This is a genomic window from Cellulosimicrobium sp. PMB13 (assembly GCF_051294865.1).
Lineage (GTDB): Bacteria > Actinomycetota > Actinomycetes > Actinomycetales > Cellulomonadaceae > Cellulosimicrobium.
On the sequence record NZ_CP145910.1, the window covers coordinates 3309497 to 3327143 of the forward strand.

12 protein-coding genes are annotated in these 17647 nt (G+C 73.3%); 2 read left to right on the plus strand and 10 right to left on the minus strand.

Features of this window, described 5'->3' with window-relative positions:
- Positions 1 to 48 precede the first annotated feature (48 nt).
- Both V5D56_RS14910 and V5D56_RS14915 read left to right on the plus strand, forming a co-directional pair.
- Positions 49 to 2301, plus strand: coding sequence for a glycoside hydrolase domain-containing protein (locus V5D56_RS14910; protein WP_435736077.1), 2253 nt, complete (start codon positions 49 to 51; stop codon positions 2299 to 2301).
- On the plus strand, positions 2298 to 3623 hold the full coding sequence (locus tag V5D56_RS14915; protein WP_435736078.1) for a glycosyltransferase: 1326 nt from the start codon (positions 2298 to 2300) through the stop codon (positions 3621 to 3623). The genes V5D56_RS14910 and V5D56_RS14915 overlap by 4 nt, the downstream gene beginning before the upstream one ends.
- On the opposite strand, the gene V5D56_RS14920 is transcribed toward V5D56_RS14915, so the two are convergent.
- The 10 genes from V5D56_RS14920 to V5D56_RS14965 all read right to left on the minus strand — a co-directional run bounded on the left by V5D56_RS14920 (position 3595) and on the right by V5D56_RS14965 (position 17627).
- The gene (locus V5D56_RS14920) at positions 3595 to 4506 is read right to left on the minus strand and encodes a nucleotidyltransferase domain-containing protein (protein ID WP_435736079.1); all 912 of its coding nucleotides are present in this window, start codon (positions 4504 to 4506) and stop codon (positions 3595 to 3597) included. The genes V5D56_RS14915 and V5D56_RS14920 overlap by 29 nt on opposite strands.
- A 253-nt stretch (positions 4507 to 4759) precedes the next feature.
- Positions 4760 to 6190 carry a pyruvate kinase gene (pyk, locus tag V5D56_RS14925; protein WP_435736080.1) on the minus strand — a complete coding sequence of 477 codons (1431 nt, stop codon included), beginning with the start codon at positions 6188 to 6190 and terminating at the stop codon, positions 4760 to 4762.
- Between the two features lie 110 nt (positions 6191 to 6300).
- Positions 6301 to 7767: a glutamate synthase subunit beta gene (locus V5D56_RS14930; RefSeq protein ID WP_435736081.1), complete on the minus strand. Its 1467-nt coding sequence runs from the start codon at positions 7765 to 7767 to the stop codon at positions 6301 to 6303.
- Positions 7760 to 12343, minus strand: a complete 4584-nt coding sequence (gene gltB, locus V5D56_RS14935) for a glutamate synthase large subunit (RefSeq protein ID WP_435736082.1) — start codon at positions 12341 to 12343, stop codon at positions 7760 to 7762. The genes V5D56_RS14930 and gltB overlap by 8 nt, the downstream gene beginning before the upstream one ends.
- Positions 12344 to 12483: 140 nt before the next feature.
- A complete protein-coding gene (gene lgt, locus V5D56_RS14940; protein ID WP_435736083.1) occupies positions 12484 to 13512 on the minus strand; it encodes a prolipoprotein diacylglyceryl transferase in 1029 nt (342 codons plus the stop codon).
- Positions 13509 to 14432, minus strand: a complete 924-nt coding sequence (trpA, locus tag V5D56_RS14945; RefSeq protein ID WP_435739048.1) for a tryptophan synthase subunit alpha — start codon at positions 14430 to 14432, stop codon at positions 13509 to 13511. The genes lgt and trpA overlap by 4 nt, the downstream gene beginning before the upstream one ends.
- A gap of 5 nt (positions 14433 to 14437) precedes the next feature.
- Entirely contained in the window at positions 14438 to 15718 is a 1281-nt protein-coding gene (trpB, locus tag V5D56_RS14950) for a tryptophan synthase subunit beta (RefSeq protein WP_435739049.1), read from the minus strand.
- A gap of 129 nt (positions 15719 to 15847) precedes the next feature.
- Entirely contained in the window at positions 15848 to 16660 is an 813-nt protein-coding gene (trpC, locus tag V5D56_RS14955; protein ID WP_435736084.1) for an indole-3-glycerol phosphate synthase TrpC, read from the minus strand.
- 167 nt (positions 16661 to 16827) lie between these two features.
- Entirely contained in the window at positions 16828 to 17319 is a 492-nt protein-coding gene (locus tag V5D56_RS14960; protein WP_435736085.1) for a DUF2752 domain-containing protein, read from the minus strand.
- On the minus strand, positions 17316 to 17627 hold the full coding sequence (locus V5D56_RS14965) for a DUF4190 domain-containing protein (protein WP_435736086.1): 312 nt from the start codon (positions 17625 to 17627) through the stop codon (positions 17316 to 17318). The genes V5D56_RS14960 and V5D56_RS14965 overlap by 4 nt, the downstream gene beginning before the upstream one ends.
- Positions 17628 to 17647: the final 20 nt, after the last annotated feature.

Sequence of the window (17647 nt, forward strand, 5' to 3'; positions counted from 1 at the left end):
CGCACGCACGGGCCGCGCCGCCACCCGCCGGCGCGCGAGAGGGGGGCCATGACCGACGACCTGCTCGACCTCGTCGACCCCTTCGTCGGCACGGCAGCCACCGCCCTGCCCCCTCCCACGGGCCTCGCGGCGACCTGGTGGGCCCCGAAGCCGCAGGTCGGCAACACCCATCCGGGCGCGTGCCACCCGCTCGGGATGGTGTCCGCGTGCGCCTACTCGGGTGCGTACCCGACCGGGTACGGGCGGTACGACATCAGCACGGAGGGCATGCCGACGTCGCTCGCCGACGTCCAGGTCGCGTCCGGGGTCACGCACTTCCAGCAGTCCGGCACCGGGGCGATCCGCAAGTACTACAACTATCTCCGGGTGACGCCGATGCTCGAGCCCCTCGACGCGCTGGGACGCACGTGGGCGCTGCACGACGAGGAGGCCTCGCCGGGCCGCTACGCGGCGACGCTCGACAGCGGCGTGCTGTGCGAGGTGACGGTGGGCCCGAAGAGCGCGGTGCACCGTTTCACCTTCCCGGAGCACCACGACGCGCGGGTCGTCGTCGACCTGTCGCTCGGGGGTCTCGCCATCCCGTTCGGCGCGACGGTCCCGCTGCGCGCCCGCCTCGGCACCCTCGGTCCCGGGGCGGCGTACGGCGAGATCGTCGTCGAGGGCGCCCCGCTCGCCGCACACCTCGAGTGCGACGCCCCGCGGTGGCGCCAGATGCTCTGGTACGACCGGCGCCTCATGCCCGGGAGCACGCGCCTGGAGCTCGGCGACATCCGGCCGACGACGCTGCGTCCGTTCGGTCTGATGTGGGCGGGACCGACGAGCGCGGGCCAGGTCGTCGAGCTGCGCGTCGGGTTCTCCCTGCGCGGGCCCGAGCGGGCGCGCGAGAACCTCGTCGCGGACTGCGGGCCGGGCCCGGCGTCGTTCACGGGACGGCATGCCGTGACCGCGCGCACGTGGCGCGAGCACCTCGGCCGCGTCGAGGTCGACGGCGCCGACGACGAGCGCCGCTCGGTCTTCGTGACCGCCCTCTACCACTCGCTCGTCAAGCCGTGCCTCGCCCTCGACGAGAGCCCGTTCTGGCCGACCGACGGGCCGTTCGCGTACGACCTCTCGACGATGTGGGACATCTACCGCACGCAGCTCCCGTTGCTCACCACGTTCTTCCCCGAGCGCGCCGTCGAGCTCGCGACGGCGCTCCTGCACATCTGCGAGGAGGAGGGGAACTTCCCCATCGGCTACCGGATGGCGCGCGGCGCGGACCGGTTCTCGCGCCAGGCCAGCGCGCTCGCCCAGACGTTCCTCGCCGATCTCTGCGCGCTCGACGTGCCGGGACTGGACTGGGACTGGGCCCTGGTCCACATGCACAACGACCTGCGCCGGACGTACGGCGAGGACTACCTCCTGCACGGCGTCGCGCACCCGATCAGCCACACGCTCGACCTGGCGTTCGGGTACTGGTGCACCGAGCGGGTCGCCCGTCGCGTCGGCGACGTCGCGCTGGCCGACGAGCTCGGCCGGCTCGCCGCCGGGTGGGCGAACGCGTTCGACCCCGCGACCGGCCTGCTGCACGACTCCACGTTCTACGAGGGCGGGCGCTGGAACTACTCGTTCCGCCTCGTGCACGACATGGCGGCGCGGATCGCGCTCGCGGGCGGCGACGACGCGTTCGTCGCGCTGCTCGACCGGTTCTTCGGCTACGGCGCGGAGCCGGTCGTCCAGCCGGGCGAGCGGCCCGGCCCCGCGGAGATGGCCGCGGGCTACGCGCTCGACCGGTTCGAGGGGCTGAACAACGAGCCCGACATGGAGGCCCCGTGGGCCTACCACTACGCGGGCCGGCCCGACCGGACCGCGGAGGTCGTGCACGCGGCCGTGCACCAGAGGTTCGGCACCGGCCCCGGTGGGCTGCCCGGCAACGACGACTCCGGCGGGTTGAGCTCCTGGTACGTGTGGGCGTCGCTCGGACTGTTCCCCGTCGCGGGGCAGGCGCTCTTCCTGGTCAACGCCCCGTCCTTCTCCGAGTCCCGCCTGCAGGTCCCCGGCGGGGTCCTCACGATCGAGACCACCGGGTTCGCGCCCCCAGGCCGGTCGACCCCGCCCCAGTACGTCCGCGCCGCCTGGCTCGACGGGCGGCCCCTCCTCCGGACCTGGCTGCCGGCCAGCGCGGTCCGGCGGGGCGGACGCCTCCTCCTCGAGCTCGGCCCCGAACCGGCCGCATGGGGCACGGCTCCCGCGGACCGACCCCCGTCCTTCCCGCCGTCGCACACCGCCATCCCCACCCCACCACCCCGGGAGACGCCATGAACCGCACCGACGCCGCCCGCGACCGCCGACTCGTGATCGTCGTGCGCGCCGACCCCGTGATCTGCGGCCACTCCGGCGAGGCGCGCAACCTCGCCGAGGCCGCGCTCGAACGAGGGTTCACCGACGTCCGGATCGTCACGTGGCCCGTCGACCGGCTGCGCGAGGCCGGGCTGCCGCTCAAGCCTCTCGACACCGTCCTGCCCTACAGCCCCCGCATCACCGTCGAGCGACCCGAGCCCGTCGGCGACTACAAGGTCCCCGACGGCCGGTACCTCGCCGGGCTCACGGGCCGGCTCGTGGAGCTGTTCACCGACGGCGTCCCGACGGTCTGCCTCTCGCTCTACCTCAGCCCGCACACGACCGCGGTCGCCGACGCCGTGCGCGTCGCGCGCAGCACCGGCCTGCCGGTCGACGTCGCGACCGTCGCCGAGGCCGTGGGCTCGGACGTGACGAACGTCGTGCGCTCGTGCGTCGAGGCGGGGCGGTTCGGGGCGGCCGCCCACGTGCTCGCCGACTACCTGTCCAGCGACCTGTGCGTCGCCGTGTCGCGGTACACGCGCGACCTCATCGTCGCGTGCGCCCAGGAGATCGACGACCGGCACGGGACCTTCTTCGCCCCGCAGTGCCGCGAGCGCGTGCAGGTCTCGTACCCGGCGATCGACACCAGCGCCTACACGGACCTCGACCCCGAGGAGACCGCCGCCGTCCTCGCGCGGCGGGGGCTCGACGCGGACGGCTACGTGCTCTACCTCTCGCGGCTCGCAGCGGCGAAGGGCGTCGACGACCTGATCGAGGGGTTCGCGCGCTCGGGCGCGGCCGCGACGCACCGTCTCGTCGTCGCGGGCCGCGGCCCGCAGGAGGCGGAGCTGCGCGCGCAGGCCGCCGCGAGCACGGCCGCCGACCGCATCACGTTCCTCGACGACGTCGACGACGCGGAGAAGCCGCACCTCATGGCCGCGAGCGCCGCGTTCGTGCTCCCGAGCAAGCCGCGGCCCGAGTTCGTCGAGACGTTCGGCATCGCCCTCACCGAGTCGATGCTCGCGGGCGGCGGGCCCGTCGTGACGACCGACACCGGCGGCATCGGCGAGGCCGTCGGCCACCACGCGAAGATCGTCCCCGTCGCCGACCCGGCGGCGATCGCCCGGGCGCTCGACGACGTCCTCGCGACCGACCACGCGACGCGTCAGCGCGCGCGGGAGGAAGCGCGGGCGCACGCGCTGCAGTTCGGCCGCGCCGCGGTGCTCGACGGCATCCTCCGCGCGCTCGCCCTCAGCCCCGACGCGCCGGCGTGGCTCACGCCGTGGGAACCGGCCGCGGTGTGACGTCCGGCGCGTACCGGTCCACGAGGCCGCGGAACGCCGCGGCGGCCGTCTCGCGCGCCGCCGCACGCTCCCCCGCGGCGCCGCCGGCCGCCACGCCGTTCGCAGCCGCCCCGACGGCCGACCGCGCGCGGTCGAGCTCGTCCTCGACGAACGTCGCGAGGACGCCCGGAACGGTGCCCGTCCCTGCCTCGCGCGTGACCGCCTTGCGCGCCACGAGCTCCGCCGCCGCACGCACGACGACGCCCGGCGCCGCGGACTCCTCGAGAAGCCGCAGCAGGTCGATCGGCGGTGCCACGGCGCCGTCGTGCACGCGCAGCCAGCGCAGGGCCGCGGCGGGACGCAGGACGTAGAAGAACGTCTTGAGCCGCGGCCCGGCCATGGCCACAGCAGCCGCCGACGACGCGGTGTCGCCCGCCCCGTGCCGACGCCTCTGGCGCTCGCCCTGGGCGAGCGCGACGTGCAGATAGTGCCGACGCAGGTCGTCGCGGCGGACGACCTGCTCCGCGAGCCGCAGCAGCTCGGCCCGGAACCCGTCGTCCCCGCGATAGACGACCGGCGACCGCAACCACTCGGTCACGGTCGCGTTCCCGCGCACCAGCAGTCGCACGGCCTTGACCAGGTCCCAGCCGTTGACGTCGAGCACGGCGTCGAGCGGCGTCTCCACGACGTCACGCGCCGGCCAGGGGTCGAGGTAGTCCGCGCGCGGCCGCACGTACACGAAGCGGCAGTCGTAGTCGGAGTCCGGCGACGGGAACCCCCACGCCCGGCTCCCGCTCTCGACGGCGAGCGGGATCGCCACCCCCTCGCCCCGCACCACGGCGTCGAGCCGCGCGTCGACCCGACGCACGACCTCAGGGTCCAGGGAGTCCGGCACGGCGCGCATCCCGCGAGGGTAGAAGCAACGCCGGGTCGCCGTCGCTCCGTTTTCGCCCGGATCGACCGCGCGTCTGGCGGGAGGCCGCGAGGCACGAGCGGCCGGATGGTAGACCCGCGCCCTCCTCCTCGGAGCGCCCGCGAAGGCAAGCACCGACACCTCGCCGCCCGAAAGGACGCGGTACGACGACGCCCGGGTGGGTGCGCCGTGCGGCGCGCCCACCCGGGCGTCAGGTCGTCACACCCTCACGGGTGCGACGGCGTCACTTCCGCGTGTCGGAGTGGTCGCCGATCTTGTGCACGAGGATCGAGTTCGTCGTGCCGGGCTGGCCGACCGGCGCGCCGGACACCACGACGACGAGGTCGCCGACCTCGGCGAGGCCGTTGGCCTGGAGGGTCGTGTCGACCTGTCCCACCATCGCGTCGGTGTTCTCCACCTCGGGGACCTCGTAGGTCTGCGTGCCCCACGTGAGCGACAGGGCGTTGCGCACGTGCTCGCGCGGCGTGAAGGCGAGCAGCGGGATGGACGAGCGCAGGCGCGACATGCGGCGCGCGGAGTCGCCGGACTGCGTGAACGTCACGAGGTACTTGACGCCGAGGATCTCGCCGATCTCGGCTGCGGCACGCGTGATCGCGCCACCGCGGGTGTGCGGCGTCGAGCCGAGCGGGGCGATGCGCTCGCGGCCGGCCTCCTCGGTCGCCTCGATGATGCGCGCCATCGTCTGCACGGTGAGGATCGGGTACTCCCCGACGCTCGTCTCGCCGGACAGCATGACCGCGTCCGCGCCGTCGAGCACGGCGTTGGCGCAGTCGGACGCCTCGGCGCGCGTGGGGCGCGGCGAGTTCGTCATGGACTCGAGCACCTGCGTCGCGACGATGACGGGCTTGGCGTTGCGGCGCGCGAGCTCGACGATGCGCTTCTGCACGAGCGGGACCTGCTCGAGCGGGAGCTCGACCGCGAGGTCGCCGCGCGCCACCATGACGCCGTCGAAGGCGTCGACGATCTCGGCGAGGTTCTCGATCGCCTGCGGCTTCTCGATCTTGGCGACGACGGGGACCGTGCGGCCCTCCTCGTCCATGATCGCCTTGACGTCGTCGAAGTCGGCCGCGGAGCGCACGAAGGACAGCGCGATGATGTCGGCACCGAGGCGCAGCGCCCAGCGCAGGTCGTCGCGGTCCTTCTCGGACAGGGCCGGCACGGAGACCGCGACCCCGGGCAGGTTGATGCCCTTGTTGTTGGACACCGGGCCGGCCACCTCGACGCGGGTGACCACGCGCGGTCCCTCGACCGCCGTGACCCGGACGAGCACCTTGCCGTCGTCGATGAGCAGCGGGTCCCCGACGCGTGCGTCGCCCGGCAGACCCTTGTGGGTCGTCGAGACGAGCTCCTTGGTCCCGACGACGTCCTCGGTCGTGATGGTGAACGTGTCACCCTCGTCGAGCCAGTGCTTCTCGTCGCCACCGAATCGCCCGAGGCGGATCTTCGGCCCCTGGAGGTCGACGAGGACGGCGACGGAACGGCCCGAGGCCGCCGCGGCCTCACGGACGCCGTGGTAGACGGCCTCGTGCTCCGCGGCGCTGCCGTGGCTCCGGTTGATCCGGGCCACGTCCATCCCGGCGTCGACGAGCGCCTTGAGCTGCTCCTTCGACTCGGTCGCGGGTCCGATGGTGCAGACGATCTTTGCTCTGCGCATATCTCCAGCCTCTGGTTCTCCGACCGGCGGCGAGCCGGCCGTCGCGGGGTGCCCCTCCCAGGATGCCCCGCTCATCGTCCCGGCGCCGGACATCCGACGCCGGGTGCACGTCAAGCGCGCAAGGACACGGTGCTCGCGCGTACCGGCGCGGGCAGCTCCGTCCCTCCCTGAAGGTAGGCGTCGACGGAGGCCGCCGCCGCCCGACCCTCGGCGATCGCCCACACGATCAGCGACTGACCGCGTCCGGCGTCCCCCGCCACGAAGACGCCGGGGAGCGTCGACGCGAAGTCGTCGTCGCGGGCCACGAGCCCGCGGGCCGTCAGCCCGGCCTCCGACTGTCCCGTGAGGGTGTCGGTCTCGGGTCCGGTGAAGCCCATCGCGACGAGCACGAGGTCCGCGGGGATCTCGCGCTCGGTGCCCGCCTTCGGCACGCGTCGGCCGTCGGGCAGGTACTCGGTCTCGGCGACGCGCAGCGCCGTCACGTTCCCGGAGTCGTCGCCGAGGAGCTCGACGGTCGAGGCGAGGTACTCGCGCTCGCCGCCCTCCTCGTGCGACGACGACACCTCGAAGAGGATCGGGTCGGTCGGCCAGGGCTGGTTCGCGGCGCGCTCGAGCGGTGGCTGCTTGCCGATGGCGAGCGTCGTGACGCTCGCCGCACCCTGGCGCAGCGCGGTGCCGAGGCAGTCGGACCCCGTGTCCCCGCCGCCGATGACGATGACGTGCTTGCCGGTCGCGGTGATCTGTCCGGGGACCTCGCTCCCTGCGACGACCGCGTTCGCCTGGTGGAGGAACTCCATCGCGAAGTGGACGCCGTCGAGCTCGCGGCCGGGGATCGTGAGGTCGCGCGGCACCGTGGCGCCCGTCGCGACGACGACCGCGTCGAAGCGCGCCCGCAGCTCGTCCCACGTGATGTCGACGCCGATCTCGACACCGGGGCGGAACCGCGTGCCCTCGGCCTCCATCTGCGCGATGCGGCGGTCGATGTGGACCTTCTCGAGCTTGAAGTCGGGGATGCCGTAGCGCAGCAGCCCGCCGATCGCGTCGTCCCGCTCGTACACGGCGACCGTGTGCCCGGCACGCGTGAGCTGCTGCGCGGCGGCGAGCCCGGCCGGGCCGGACCCGACGACCGCCACGGTCGAGCCGGTGAGTCGCTGCGGCACCTGCGGCGTGACGTACCCGCGCGCGAACGCCTCGTCGATGATCGAGACCTCGACGTTCTTGATCGTCACGGCCGGCTGGTTGATGCCGAGCACGCAGCTCGACTCGCACGGTGCCGGGCACACGCGACCGGTGAACTCCGGGAAGTTGTTCGTCTCGTGGAGGCGGTCGATCGCGTCGGCCCACTGCTCGCGGTAGACGAGGTCGTTCCACTCGGGGATGAGGTTGCCGAGCGGGCAGCCCTGGTGGCAGAACGGGATGCCGCAGTCCATGCAGCGGCCCGCCTGCTCCTTGAGGAAGACCTGGCCCTCCTCGAGGTGGGCGTGCACGTCCTTCCAGTCCCGCAGGCGCACGGCGACCGGCCGGTTCGGCGGGAGCTCGCGCTCCCGCACCTTCAGAAAGCCACGGGGGTCAGCCACGGGCCACCTCCAGAATCTGGTCCCACACGCCCGGGGCCGCAGGGTCGAGACCCGAGGACTCGGCCTTCTCGAGCGCGGAGCGCATGCGCGCGAAGTCGGTCGGCAGCACGCGGGTGAACCGCTGCACCGCCGCGGGGAAGTCGTCGAGGAGCTCGGCCGCGAGGAGCGACCCCGTCTCCTCGTGGTGGCGCCGCACGAGCTGCTCGACGAGCTCGACCTCGGCGTCCTCGAGCGGGCCGAGGCCCAGCTCGCCGGTGGCGAGCGCGCTCGTGTTGACCGCCGCCTCGCGCAGGTCGAGGACGTACGCCGTGCCGCCGGACATGCCGGCGCCGAAGTTGCGCCCGGTAGGCCCGAGCACCAGCACGGTGCCGCCCGTCATGTACTCGCAGCCGTGGTCGCCCACGCCCTCGACGACGAGCGTCGCGCCCGAGTTGCGCACGCCGAAGCGCTCGCCGACGCGTCCGCGCAGGAAGATCTCGCCCGACGTCGCGCCGTAGCCGATGACGTTGCCCGCCACGACGTTGCTCGATCCGGTGAGCACGGCGTTGCGGTCGGGCCGCACGACGATGCGGCCGCCCGACAGGCCCTTGCCCACGTAGTCGTTCGCGTCGCCGAACAGGCGCAGCGTGACGCCGCGCGGCAGGAACGCGCCGAACGACTGGCCGGCGGACCCGGTGAGGGTGACGTCGATCGTGTCGTCGGGCAGGCCCGCGCCCCGGTAGCGCTTGGTGACCTCGTGGCCGAGCATCGTCCCGACGGTGCGGTTGACGTTCCGCACCGAGAGCGAGATCCGCACCGGCTCCTGCCGCTCGAGCGCGTCGGCCGCGAGCGAGATGAGCTGGTTGTCGAGCGCCTTGTCGAGGCCGTGGTCCTGCGTCGTGGTGTTGCGCAGCGAGGAGCCCTCGACGGGGACCGGCCGCTCGAGCACCGGACCCAGGTCCAGACCCTGCGCCTTCCAGTGGTCGACCGCCTTGCGCGTGTCCAGCAGCTCGACGTGGCCCACGGCCTCCTCGATGCTGCGGAAGCCCAGGCGCGCGAGGTACTCGCGCACCTCCTCGGCGATGAACTCGAAGAAGTTCACGACGAACTCGGGCTTGCCCGTGAACCGCGCGCGCAGCTCCGGGTTCTGCGTCGCGACGCCCACCGGGCACGTGTCGAGGTGACAGACGCGCATCATGACGCAGCCGGAGACGACCATCGGGGCCGTCGCGAACCCGAACTCCTCGGCCCCGAGCAGCGCGGCCACGACGACGTCGCGACCGGTCTTCATCTGGCCGTCGACCTGCACGACGATGCGGTCGCGCAGGTTGTTGAGGACGAGCGTCTGCTGGGTCTCGGCGAGGCCGATCTCCCACGGCGTGCCGGCGTGCTTGAGCGACGTCAGCGGGCTCGCGCCCGTGCCGCCGTCGTGGCCCGAGATGAGCACGACGTCCGCGTGCGCCTTGGACACGCCCGTCGCGACCGTCCCGACGCCGAACTCGGACACGAGCTTGACGTGGATGCGCGCCGCCGGGTTCGCGTTCTTCGCGTCGTGGATGAGCTGCGCGAGGTCCTCGATCGAGTAGATGTCGTGGTGCGGCGGCGGCGAGATGAGGCCGACACCCGGCGTCGAGTGCCGGGTCTTCGCGACCCACGGGTACACCTTGTGCCCCGGGAGCTGACCGCCCTCGCCGGGCTTGGCTCCCTGCGCGAGCTTGATCTGGATGTCGTCGGCGTTGGTCAGGTACTCGCTCGTGACGCCGAAGCGTCCCGACGCGATCTGCTTGACCTTCGAACGACGCTCCGGGTCGTACAGGCGCTCGGGGTCCTCGCCGCCCTCGCCCGTGTTCGAGCGACCGCCGAGGCGGTTCATGGCGATCGCGAGCGTCTCGTGCGCCTCGGCGGAGATCGAGCCGTAGGACATGGCACCCGTGTTGAACCGCTTGACGACCTCGCTCACCGGCTCGACCTCGTCGAGCGGGACCGGGGGGCGCTCGCCCTCGCGCAGCGCGAGCAGGCCGCGCAGCGTCATGAGGCGCGACGACTGCTCGTCCACCCGGTGCGTGTAGTCGCGGAACACGTCGAACCGGCGCTCGCGCGTCGAGTGCTGGAGACGGAAGACGGTCTCCGGGTCGAAGAGGTGCTCCTCGCCGTCGCGGCGCCACTGGTACTCGCCGCCCGTGGTGAGGCGCACGTGCGCCTGGTGGTTGCCCGACGCCGGGTACGCCTCCGCGTGCCGTGCCGCGACCTCGGCGGCGACGACGTCGAGCCCGATGCCGCCGAGCCGCGAGGTCGTGCCCGCGAAGTAGTCGCGCACGAGGTCGTGCGAGAGGCCGACGGCCTCGAACACCTGGGCGCCGCGGTACGAGGAGATGGTCGAGATGCCCATCTTGCTCATGACCTTGAGCACGCCCTTGCCGAGCGCCTTGATGAGGTTCGCGACGGCCTTCTCGGGGTCCACCGCGAGGTAGCCGCGGCGTGCGAGGTCCTCGACCGTCTCCATGGCGAGGTACGGGTTGACCGCGGCCGCGCCGTACCCGATCAGCAGCGCGACGTGGTGCGTCTCGCGCACGTCGCCCGCCTCGACGACGAGCGACACCTGGGTGCGGGTGTGCCGGCGCAGGAGGTGGTGGTGCACCGCGCTCGAGAGCAGGAGCGAGGGGATCGGCGCGAGGTCGGAGTCGGAGTCGCGGTCGGAGAGCACGATGAAGCTCGCGCCGGCCTCGACGTGCGCGTCGACCTCCGCGAAGATCTCCTCCAGCCGCTCGAGCAGCGCCTCTCCCCCGCCGGACACGCGGTACAGGCCACGCACCGTCACGGCGCGGAAGATCCCGGCAAGGCTCGGGTCCTTGTCGACGCGGATGATCTTCGCGAGCTGGTCGTTGTCGAGCACGGGGAACGGCAGCACGAGCTTGCGCGCGTGCTCGGGCGTGTCGACGAGCAGGTTCGGCTCGGGGCCGATCGCCCCGCCGATCGACGTCACGAGCTCCTCGCGGATCGCGTCGAGCGGCGGGTTCGTCACCTGCGCGAACATCTGCGTGAAGTAGTCGAACAGCAGCCGCGGACGCTCGGAGAGCACCGCGACGGGGGTGTCGGTACCCATCGCGCCGAGCGGCTCGGCGCCCGTGTTGCCCATCGGCGTGAGGATGATCCGCAGCTCCTCCTCCGTGTAGCCGAAGGCGCGCTGGCGGCGCTGCACCGACGCGGGGCTGTGCGCCACGTGCTCGCGCTCGGGGAGCTGGTCGAGGTACACCGAGTTGTCGGCGACCCACTGCGCGTACGGACGCTGCGCGGCGAGCTGCGACTTGATCTCCTCGTCCTCGACGATCCGGCCCTGGCCGGTGTCGACGAGGAACATGCGCCCCGGCTCGAGGCGGCCCTTGCGCACGATCGTCGCCGGGTCGAGGTCGAGCACGCCCGCCTCGCTCGCGAGCACGACGAGACCGTCCTCGGTCACCCAGTACCGTCCCGGGCGCAAGCCGTTGCGGTCGAGGACGGCGCCGATGAGCGTGCCGTCCGTGAAGTTCAGGCAGGCCGGTCCGTCCCACGGCTCCATGAGGGCCGCGTGGTACTCGTAGAAGGCCCGCAGGTCCGGGTTCATCTCGGCGTGGTTCTCCCACGCCTCCGGGATCATCATGAGGACCGCGTGCGGCAGCGGGCGGCCCGACAGGTGCAGGAGCTCGAGCACCTCGTCGAAGTTCGCGGAGTCGCTCGAGCCGTCGGAGCACACGGGCAGCAGCGGGGCGAGGTCGCCGAGCGCCTCGCTCTCCAGGGTGCCCTCGCGCGCGGCCATCCAGTTGCGGTTGCCGCGCACCGTGTTGATCTCGCCGTTGTGCGCGATCATCCGGAACGGCTGCGCGAGCGGCCACGACGGGAACGTGTTCGTGGAGAAGCGCGAGTGCACGAGCGCGATCTCGCTCGCGTAGCGCGGGTCGGACAGGTCCGGGAAGAACGGCTCGAGCTGGGCCGTGGTGAGCATGCCCTTGTACGTCAGCGTGCGCGCGGACAGCGACGCGAAGAACAGCCCGAGCTCGTTCTCGGCGCGCTTGCGCAGCCGGTACGTGCGGCGGTCCAGTGCGACGCCCGAGAGCTCTCGCGCCGGGTCGGCGACGACGACCTGACGGAAGGTGGGCATGGAGGCGCGGGCCGACGGGCCGACGAGGTCGGCGGTCACCGGGACGTCGCGCCAGGCGAGGACGTCGAGCTTCTCCTCGGCCGCGATCGCCTCGACCCCGCGGACGGCGGCCGCTGCGGCCTCGTCGTCCTGCGGGAGGAACGCCATGCCGATCGCGTAGTGCCCCGCGGGCGGGAGCTCGGCGTCGACGACGTCGCGGACGAAGGCGTCGGGGATCTGCGTGAGGATCCCGGCACCGTCGCCGCTGTTCTCCTCGGCGCCGACGGCACCGCGGTGGTCGAGGTTGAGCAGGGCCGTCAGCCCTGCGTCAACGATGTCGCGTCCGGGCGTGCCGCGCAGCGTCGCCACGAAGGCGACACCGCACGCGTCGTGCTCGGCGGCGGGGTCGTACAGACCGAGAGCCGTGGGAGGCACGGACAGGGCAGGTGCCCGGTGCGCGTCCCGATGCTGCGGCGTGGTCATCAACACCGTCCTCACAGGCGCCCGGCCGAGACGGCCGGGCTGGTATCCAGCTGGGGGGATTCGGGACGTCTTCGGCCCTACGAACATGACAGAACCCACCGGGCGGTCGCCCGGCGGATTCGCCGATGAATGACGGGAGCTCAGCGACCTGGGTCTGGTCGCGCGGCACCTGCCTGCTCGGACTTCGACGAGTCGTCGGGGTCCTCGGTCTGCTCGGCGTCCTCGTCGTCGGTCGACTGCTCGACCGGCTCCTCGGACTCCGTGGCGGGCGTCTCCTCGGGCGATCCGTCGGAGGTCGTCTCCAGAGAGACCGTCTCCTCACGCCCGGGGTGGCGACGCCCGACAACGATAAACGCTACCAACGCACCGACACCGACCACGATCGAGGTCCAGACGTTCAGCCGAAGACCCCAGACGAGCTCGGCCTCGTCGATGCGCAACATCTCGATCCACACCCGACCCAGCGTGTAGACGAAGACGTACAGCCAGAATACCCGACCATGACCGAGCCGGAACCGACGGTCCACGTAGATCAGGAGCAGGGCAGCACCGATGTTCCAGACCATCTCGTACAGGAAGGTCGGGTGGAACAGCGTGCCCGGCGGGAACCCGGCGGCCGCAGCGACGGAGTCGTCGACCCGCAGACCCCACGGGAGCGTCGTGGGCGACCCGAAGAGCTCCTGGTTGAACCAGTTGCCGAGCCGCCCGACCGCCTGGGCGAGCAGGAGACCGGGCGCGAGCGCGTCGGCGAACGCGGGGAAGCTGACCCGCTGCCGGCGGCAGCCGATGTAGGCGCCCACGGCACCCAGCGCGACGGCGCCCCAGATCCCGAGGCCGCCCTCCCACACGTACAGCGCACGGACGGGGTCGCCGCCGGGTCCCCAGTACGGGTCCGGCGTCGAGAACACGTGGTAGAGCCGGCCGCCGACGATGCCGAACGGCACGGCCCAGAACGCGATCTCGAGCACGTCGTCGGCCTCGCCCCCGCGCTCGACCCAGCGGCGCCGGGTGAGCCACAGCGCGACGACGATGCCCGCGAGGATCGCGAGCGCGTACGCACGGATAGGGAACGGCCCGAGGTACCACGTGTGCTGCGGCGGGCTCGGGATCGCCGCGGGCAGGGCTCCTGCTGCCTCCACGACCTGCGCGACGGCGAGCGTGGCGCTCACGCGACCACCTCCCCGGCACCGACGGCCGGTGCGTCGCCCGCCGGGCCGCCGTCGGGCGCGGTCAGGCGTGCCCCCCGGACGCCGTCGACGAGCGACGACGCGACGGCGCGCAGCGCGTCGAGTCGCTCCTCCCACGGTGCGTCGGTGAGCAACGGACGGACGAACGCCGAGCCGACGATGACGCCGTCGGCGAAGCGCGCGACCTCGGCGGCCTGCGCGCCGGTCGAGACCCCCAGGCCGACGCACACGAACGGCGCGCCCGCGGCGCGCGTGTCGGCGACGAGCTGCTCGGCGCGCGGCCCCACCTGCGTCCGCTCCCCCGTGACCCCCATGGTCGACGCCGCGTAGACGAAGCCACGGGTCGCACGGACGGTCAGGCTCAGGCGCGCGGGCGTCGAGCTCGGCGCGACGAGGAACACGCGGTCGAGGCCGTGGCGGTCCGCCGCCTCGATCCACTCCCGCCCCTCGTCGGGGATGAGGTCCGGCGTGATGAGGCCCGCACCGCCCGCGGCGGCGAGGTCGCGCGCGAACGCGTCGACGCCGTAGCGCAGCACCGGGTTCCAGTAGGTCATGACGAGGACGGGCACCGTACCGCCGGTGCGCGACGACACGGCCTCCACGACGCGGAACACGTCCGCGACGCGGCTGCCCGCGTCCAGCGCGGTCTGCGCGGCAGCCTGGATCACGGGGCCGTCCATCACCGGGTCGGTGTACGGGACGCCCAGCTCGAGGACGTCGACGCCCGCGTCGACGATCGCGAGCGCGGCCTCGATCGACCGCTCCACGGTCGGGAACCCGACCGGGAGGTAGCCGACGAGCGCGGCGCGCCCCTCGTCCCGCAGCGTGGCGAGACGGTCCGCGGTGGGTGAGGTGACCCCGCCCGGCTCGCTCGGCACCGCGGTGCTCCGGGCCTCCTGCACGCCGTTCACAGCTGTCCCTCCGTACCCGTCGCCGTCTCGGCGATCGCGTCGTCGTCCACGAGGTCGAACCACCGTGCGGCGGTCGCCACGTCCTTGTCGCCCCGGCCCGAGAGGTTGACCAGGACCACGTGGTCCTCGCGCCCCGCCGCGACGGCGGCGCGCCCGACCCGCAGCGCGCCGGCGAGCGCGTGCGCCGACTCGATCGCCGGGATGATGCCCTCCGTGCGGCACAGGAGGCGGAACGCCTCCATGGCCTCGGCGTCCGTCACGGGCTCGTAGGTGGCCCGTCCGAGGTCGTGCAGCCACGCGTGCGCGGGGCCGACGCTCGGGTAGTCGAGCCCGGCGGAGACCGAGTGGCTCGGCAGCGTCTGCCCGTCCTCGTCCTGGAGGAGGTAGGAGCGCGCGCCGTGGAGCACGCCCGGGACGCCGCCGCTGAAGCGGGCAGCGTGCCGTCCGGTCTCGACGCCCTCGCCGCCCGCCTCGAACCCGAACAGCTCGACGCCGTCGTCGTCGAGGAACGCGTTGAAGATGCCGAGCGCGTTGGACCCGCCGCCGACGCACGCCGCGACGGCGTCCGGGAGGCGGCCGATCCGGTCGAGGACCTGGGTGCGCGCCTCCTCGCCGATGACGCGGTGGAACTCGCGCACCATCTCGGGGAAGGGGTGCGGCCCGGTCACGGTGCCCAGGAGGTAGTGCGTGGACTCGACGTTGGCGACCCAGTCGCGCAGCGCCTCGTTGATCGCGTCCTTGAGGGTGCGCTGGCCGATCGTCACGGGGACCACCTCGGCGCCCAGGAGGCGCATGCGCGCGACGTTGAGGGCCTGGCGGCGCGTGTCCTCCTCGCCCATGTAGACGACGCACTCGAGGTCGAGCAGCGCCGCGGCGGTCGCCGTCGCGACACCGTGCTGGCCCGCCCCCGTCTCGGCGATGACACGCGTCTTGCCCATGCGCTTCACGAGGAGCGCCTGGCCGAGCACGTTGTTGATCTTGTGCGAGCCCGTGTGGTTGAGATCCTCGCGCTTGAGGAACATCCGGACGGCGCCGGGGGCTCCCCCGACCTGCGCGGCGAAGCGGGGGACCTCCGTCAGCGGGCTCGGCCGACCGGTGTACTCGCGCTGGAGCCGCGCGAGCTCGTTGACGAACGCCGGGTCGTCGAGCGCCTTGCGGTACTCGGTCTCGAGCTCGTCGAGCGCGGCGATGAGCGCCTCGGGGACGAAGCGTCCGCCGAACGCGCCGAAGTACGGACCCTCCTGGTTCGCGAGCGAGCGGGTGAGCTCGGCGCGCACGGAGGCGGTGTCTGCGGTCTCAGGGGTGGTGGGTGTCGAGTCGGGCACGGGGCCGGACCTCCTGCGGGAGACGGGGTGGTGGGCCGGGGCGCGGCACCTGCAGCGTGACGGTCGGGGACGGTCGACGCCTCAGGGCCGCACGGACCACAGCGACGGGTGCGCGCCGGCGGCCACGAGGTCCGCGACGGACGCGCGCGGGGCGTCGTCCGTCACGAGCGCCTCCCCGACGAGCACGGCGTGCGCCCCGGACCGGGCGTAGTCCATGACGTCGTGCGGTCCGCGCACGCCGGACTCCGCGACGCGCACCACGTCGTCGGGGATGGCCGGCGCGAGGCGCGCGAAGGTCGTGCGGTCGACGTCGAGCGTCTTGAGGTCGCGCGAGTTCACGCCGACGACGCGGGCGCCGGCGTCGAGCGCGCGCCCCACCTCGTCGAGCGTGTGGACCTCGACGAGGGCGGTCATGCCGAGCGAGTGCACCCGCTCCACGAGCGACGTGAGCACCGTCTGCTCGAGCGCCGCGACGATGAGGAGGACGAGGTCCGCACCGTGAGCGCGCGCCTCCCACACCTGGTAGGGCGTCACGACGAAGTCCTTGCGCAGCACGGGGACGTCGACCCGTGCGCGGACGGCGTCGAGGTCCGCGAGGCTGCCGTTGAACCGGCGCTGCTCGGTGAGCACGGAGATCGCGGAGGCGCCGCCCGTCTCGTACTCGCCGGCGAGCTCGGCGGGGTCGGCGATCGACGCGAGGGCGCCCTTGCTCGGGCTCGAGCGCTTCACCTCGGCGATGATCGCGACGGCGTGGTCCGCCTTGAGGCGGCTCACGCACTCGAGCGCGCCCGGCACGCGTGCCGCGCGCTCCTTGAGGTCGTCCAGCGAGGTCGTCGCCTGGCGTGCCGCGAGATCCTCGCGCACCCCGGCGACGATGTCGTCGAGAACCGTCATCGCCCCATCACTCCCCGTGCTCGTCCCCGGCCTCCGTCGTCGGTCGACCCGGACGGGCTCGTCCACAGGGACGAGTCAGCCCGTTGACACGGAGGTATCTGCCATCGTAGGGCCGTGCCCGAGTGACGATGACCACGGCCCATCCCCCGAGACGTGCGCCGGAGCCCTCAGGAGGGGACGGGGCCGAGCCACTCCACGAGCCCCGGGACGTTGCGCAGGACGCCGAACGCGACGAGCAGGACGAGGCCCGTCCAGGCGACGGCGGGCGGCAGGCTCGGCCCTGACCGGCCCTGCCACGCCCGCACGAGCCAGACCGACCACAGGCCCACGAGCAACGGTGCGACGAGCACCCAGAGCGGGTTCATCGACCAGGCCCCGGCGAGGTCGAGGTGCACGAGGTCGTGCGTCGCGCGCAGCCCGCCGCACCCGGGGCACGCGAGGCCCGTCAGCGCGAGGAGGGGGCACACGAGGAAGTGGCCGGGACGGTTCGGGTCCACGAGCCCGACGTACACGACGGCCGCCGCCACCGCGGCGCCGGTCGCCAGCGGCGCGGCCGCGCCCCGCGGCCCACGCGCCCGGCGCTCGGGCACCGGCCGGGACGGTCCGCCGTCCGGCCCGGCGCTCCCGAGCGTCCCGCTCGGGGACGACGGCGCGATCACTGCTGGTCCGGGATCGACCCGAGCCAGGCGAGCAGCGCCGGGAACAGGATCGCGGCGAGCGCGACAGCGACCACGGACAGCCCGACGGCGACCCAGCCGAGGACGATGCCCGCGGTCGCGAGGCCGCCGTTGTCGGCCTGGCCGTTCGCGACCGCGCGCCGCGCCTGCGTGCCGAGGATGATCGCGGGGATGCCTGTGAGCAGCCCGCAGCTCAGGACGAACGACGCGATGCCGAGGACGAGCGACCACACCGCGAGACCGTTCTGCGCCAGGACCGGCGGGTACGGGCTCCCTGCGTAGGGGGGCACGGCTGGTAGCTCGTCCCCCG

Coding starts and splice junctions, on each gene's coding strand:
- trpC (WP_435736084.1), bottom strand. CDS start 16,660: ATGACGGTTCTCGACGACATCGTCGCCGGGGTGCGCGAGGATCTCGCG.
- pyk (WP_435736080.1), bottom strand. CDS start 6,190: ATGCGCAGAGCAAAGATCGTCTGCACCATCGGACCCGCGACCGAGTCG.
- gltB (WP_435736082.1), bottom strand. CDS start 12,343: ATGACCACGCCGCAGCATCGGGACGCGCACCGGGCACCTGCCCTGTCC.
- V5D56_RS14910 (WP_435736077.1), top strand. CDS start 49: ATGACCGACGACCTGCTCGACCTCGTCGACCCCTTCGTCGGCACGGCA.
- V5D56_RS14915 (WP_435736078.1), top strand. CDS start 2,298: ATGAACCGCACCGACGCCGCCCGCGACCGCCGACTCGTGATCGTCGTG.
- V5D56_RS14920 (WP_435736079.1), bottom strand. CDS start 4,506: ATGCGCGCCGTGCCGGACTCCCTGGACCCTGAGGTCGTGCGTCGGGTC.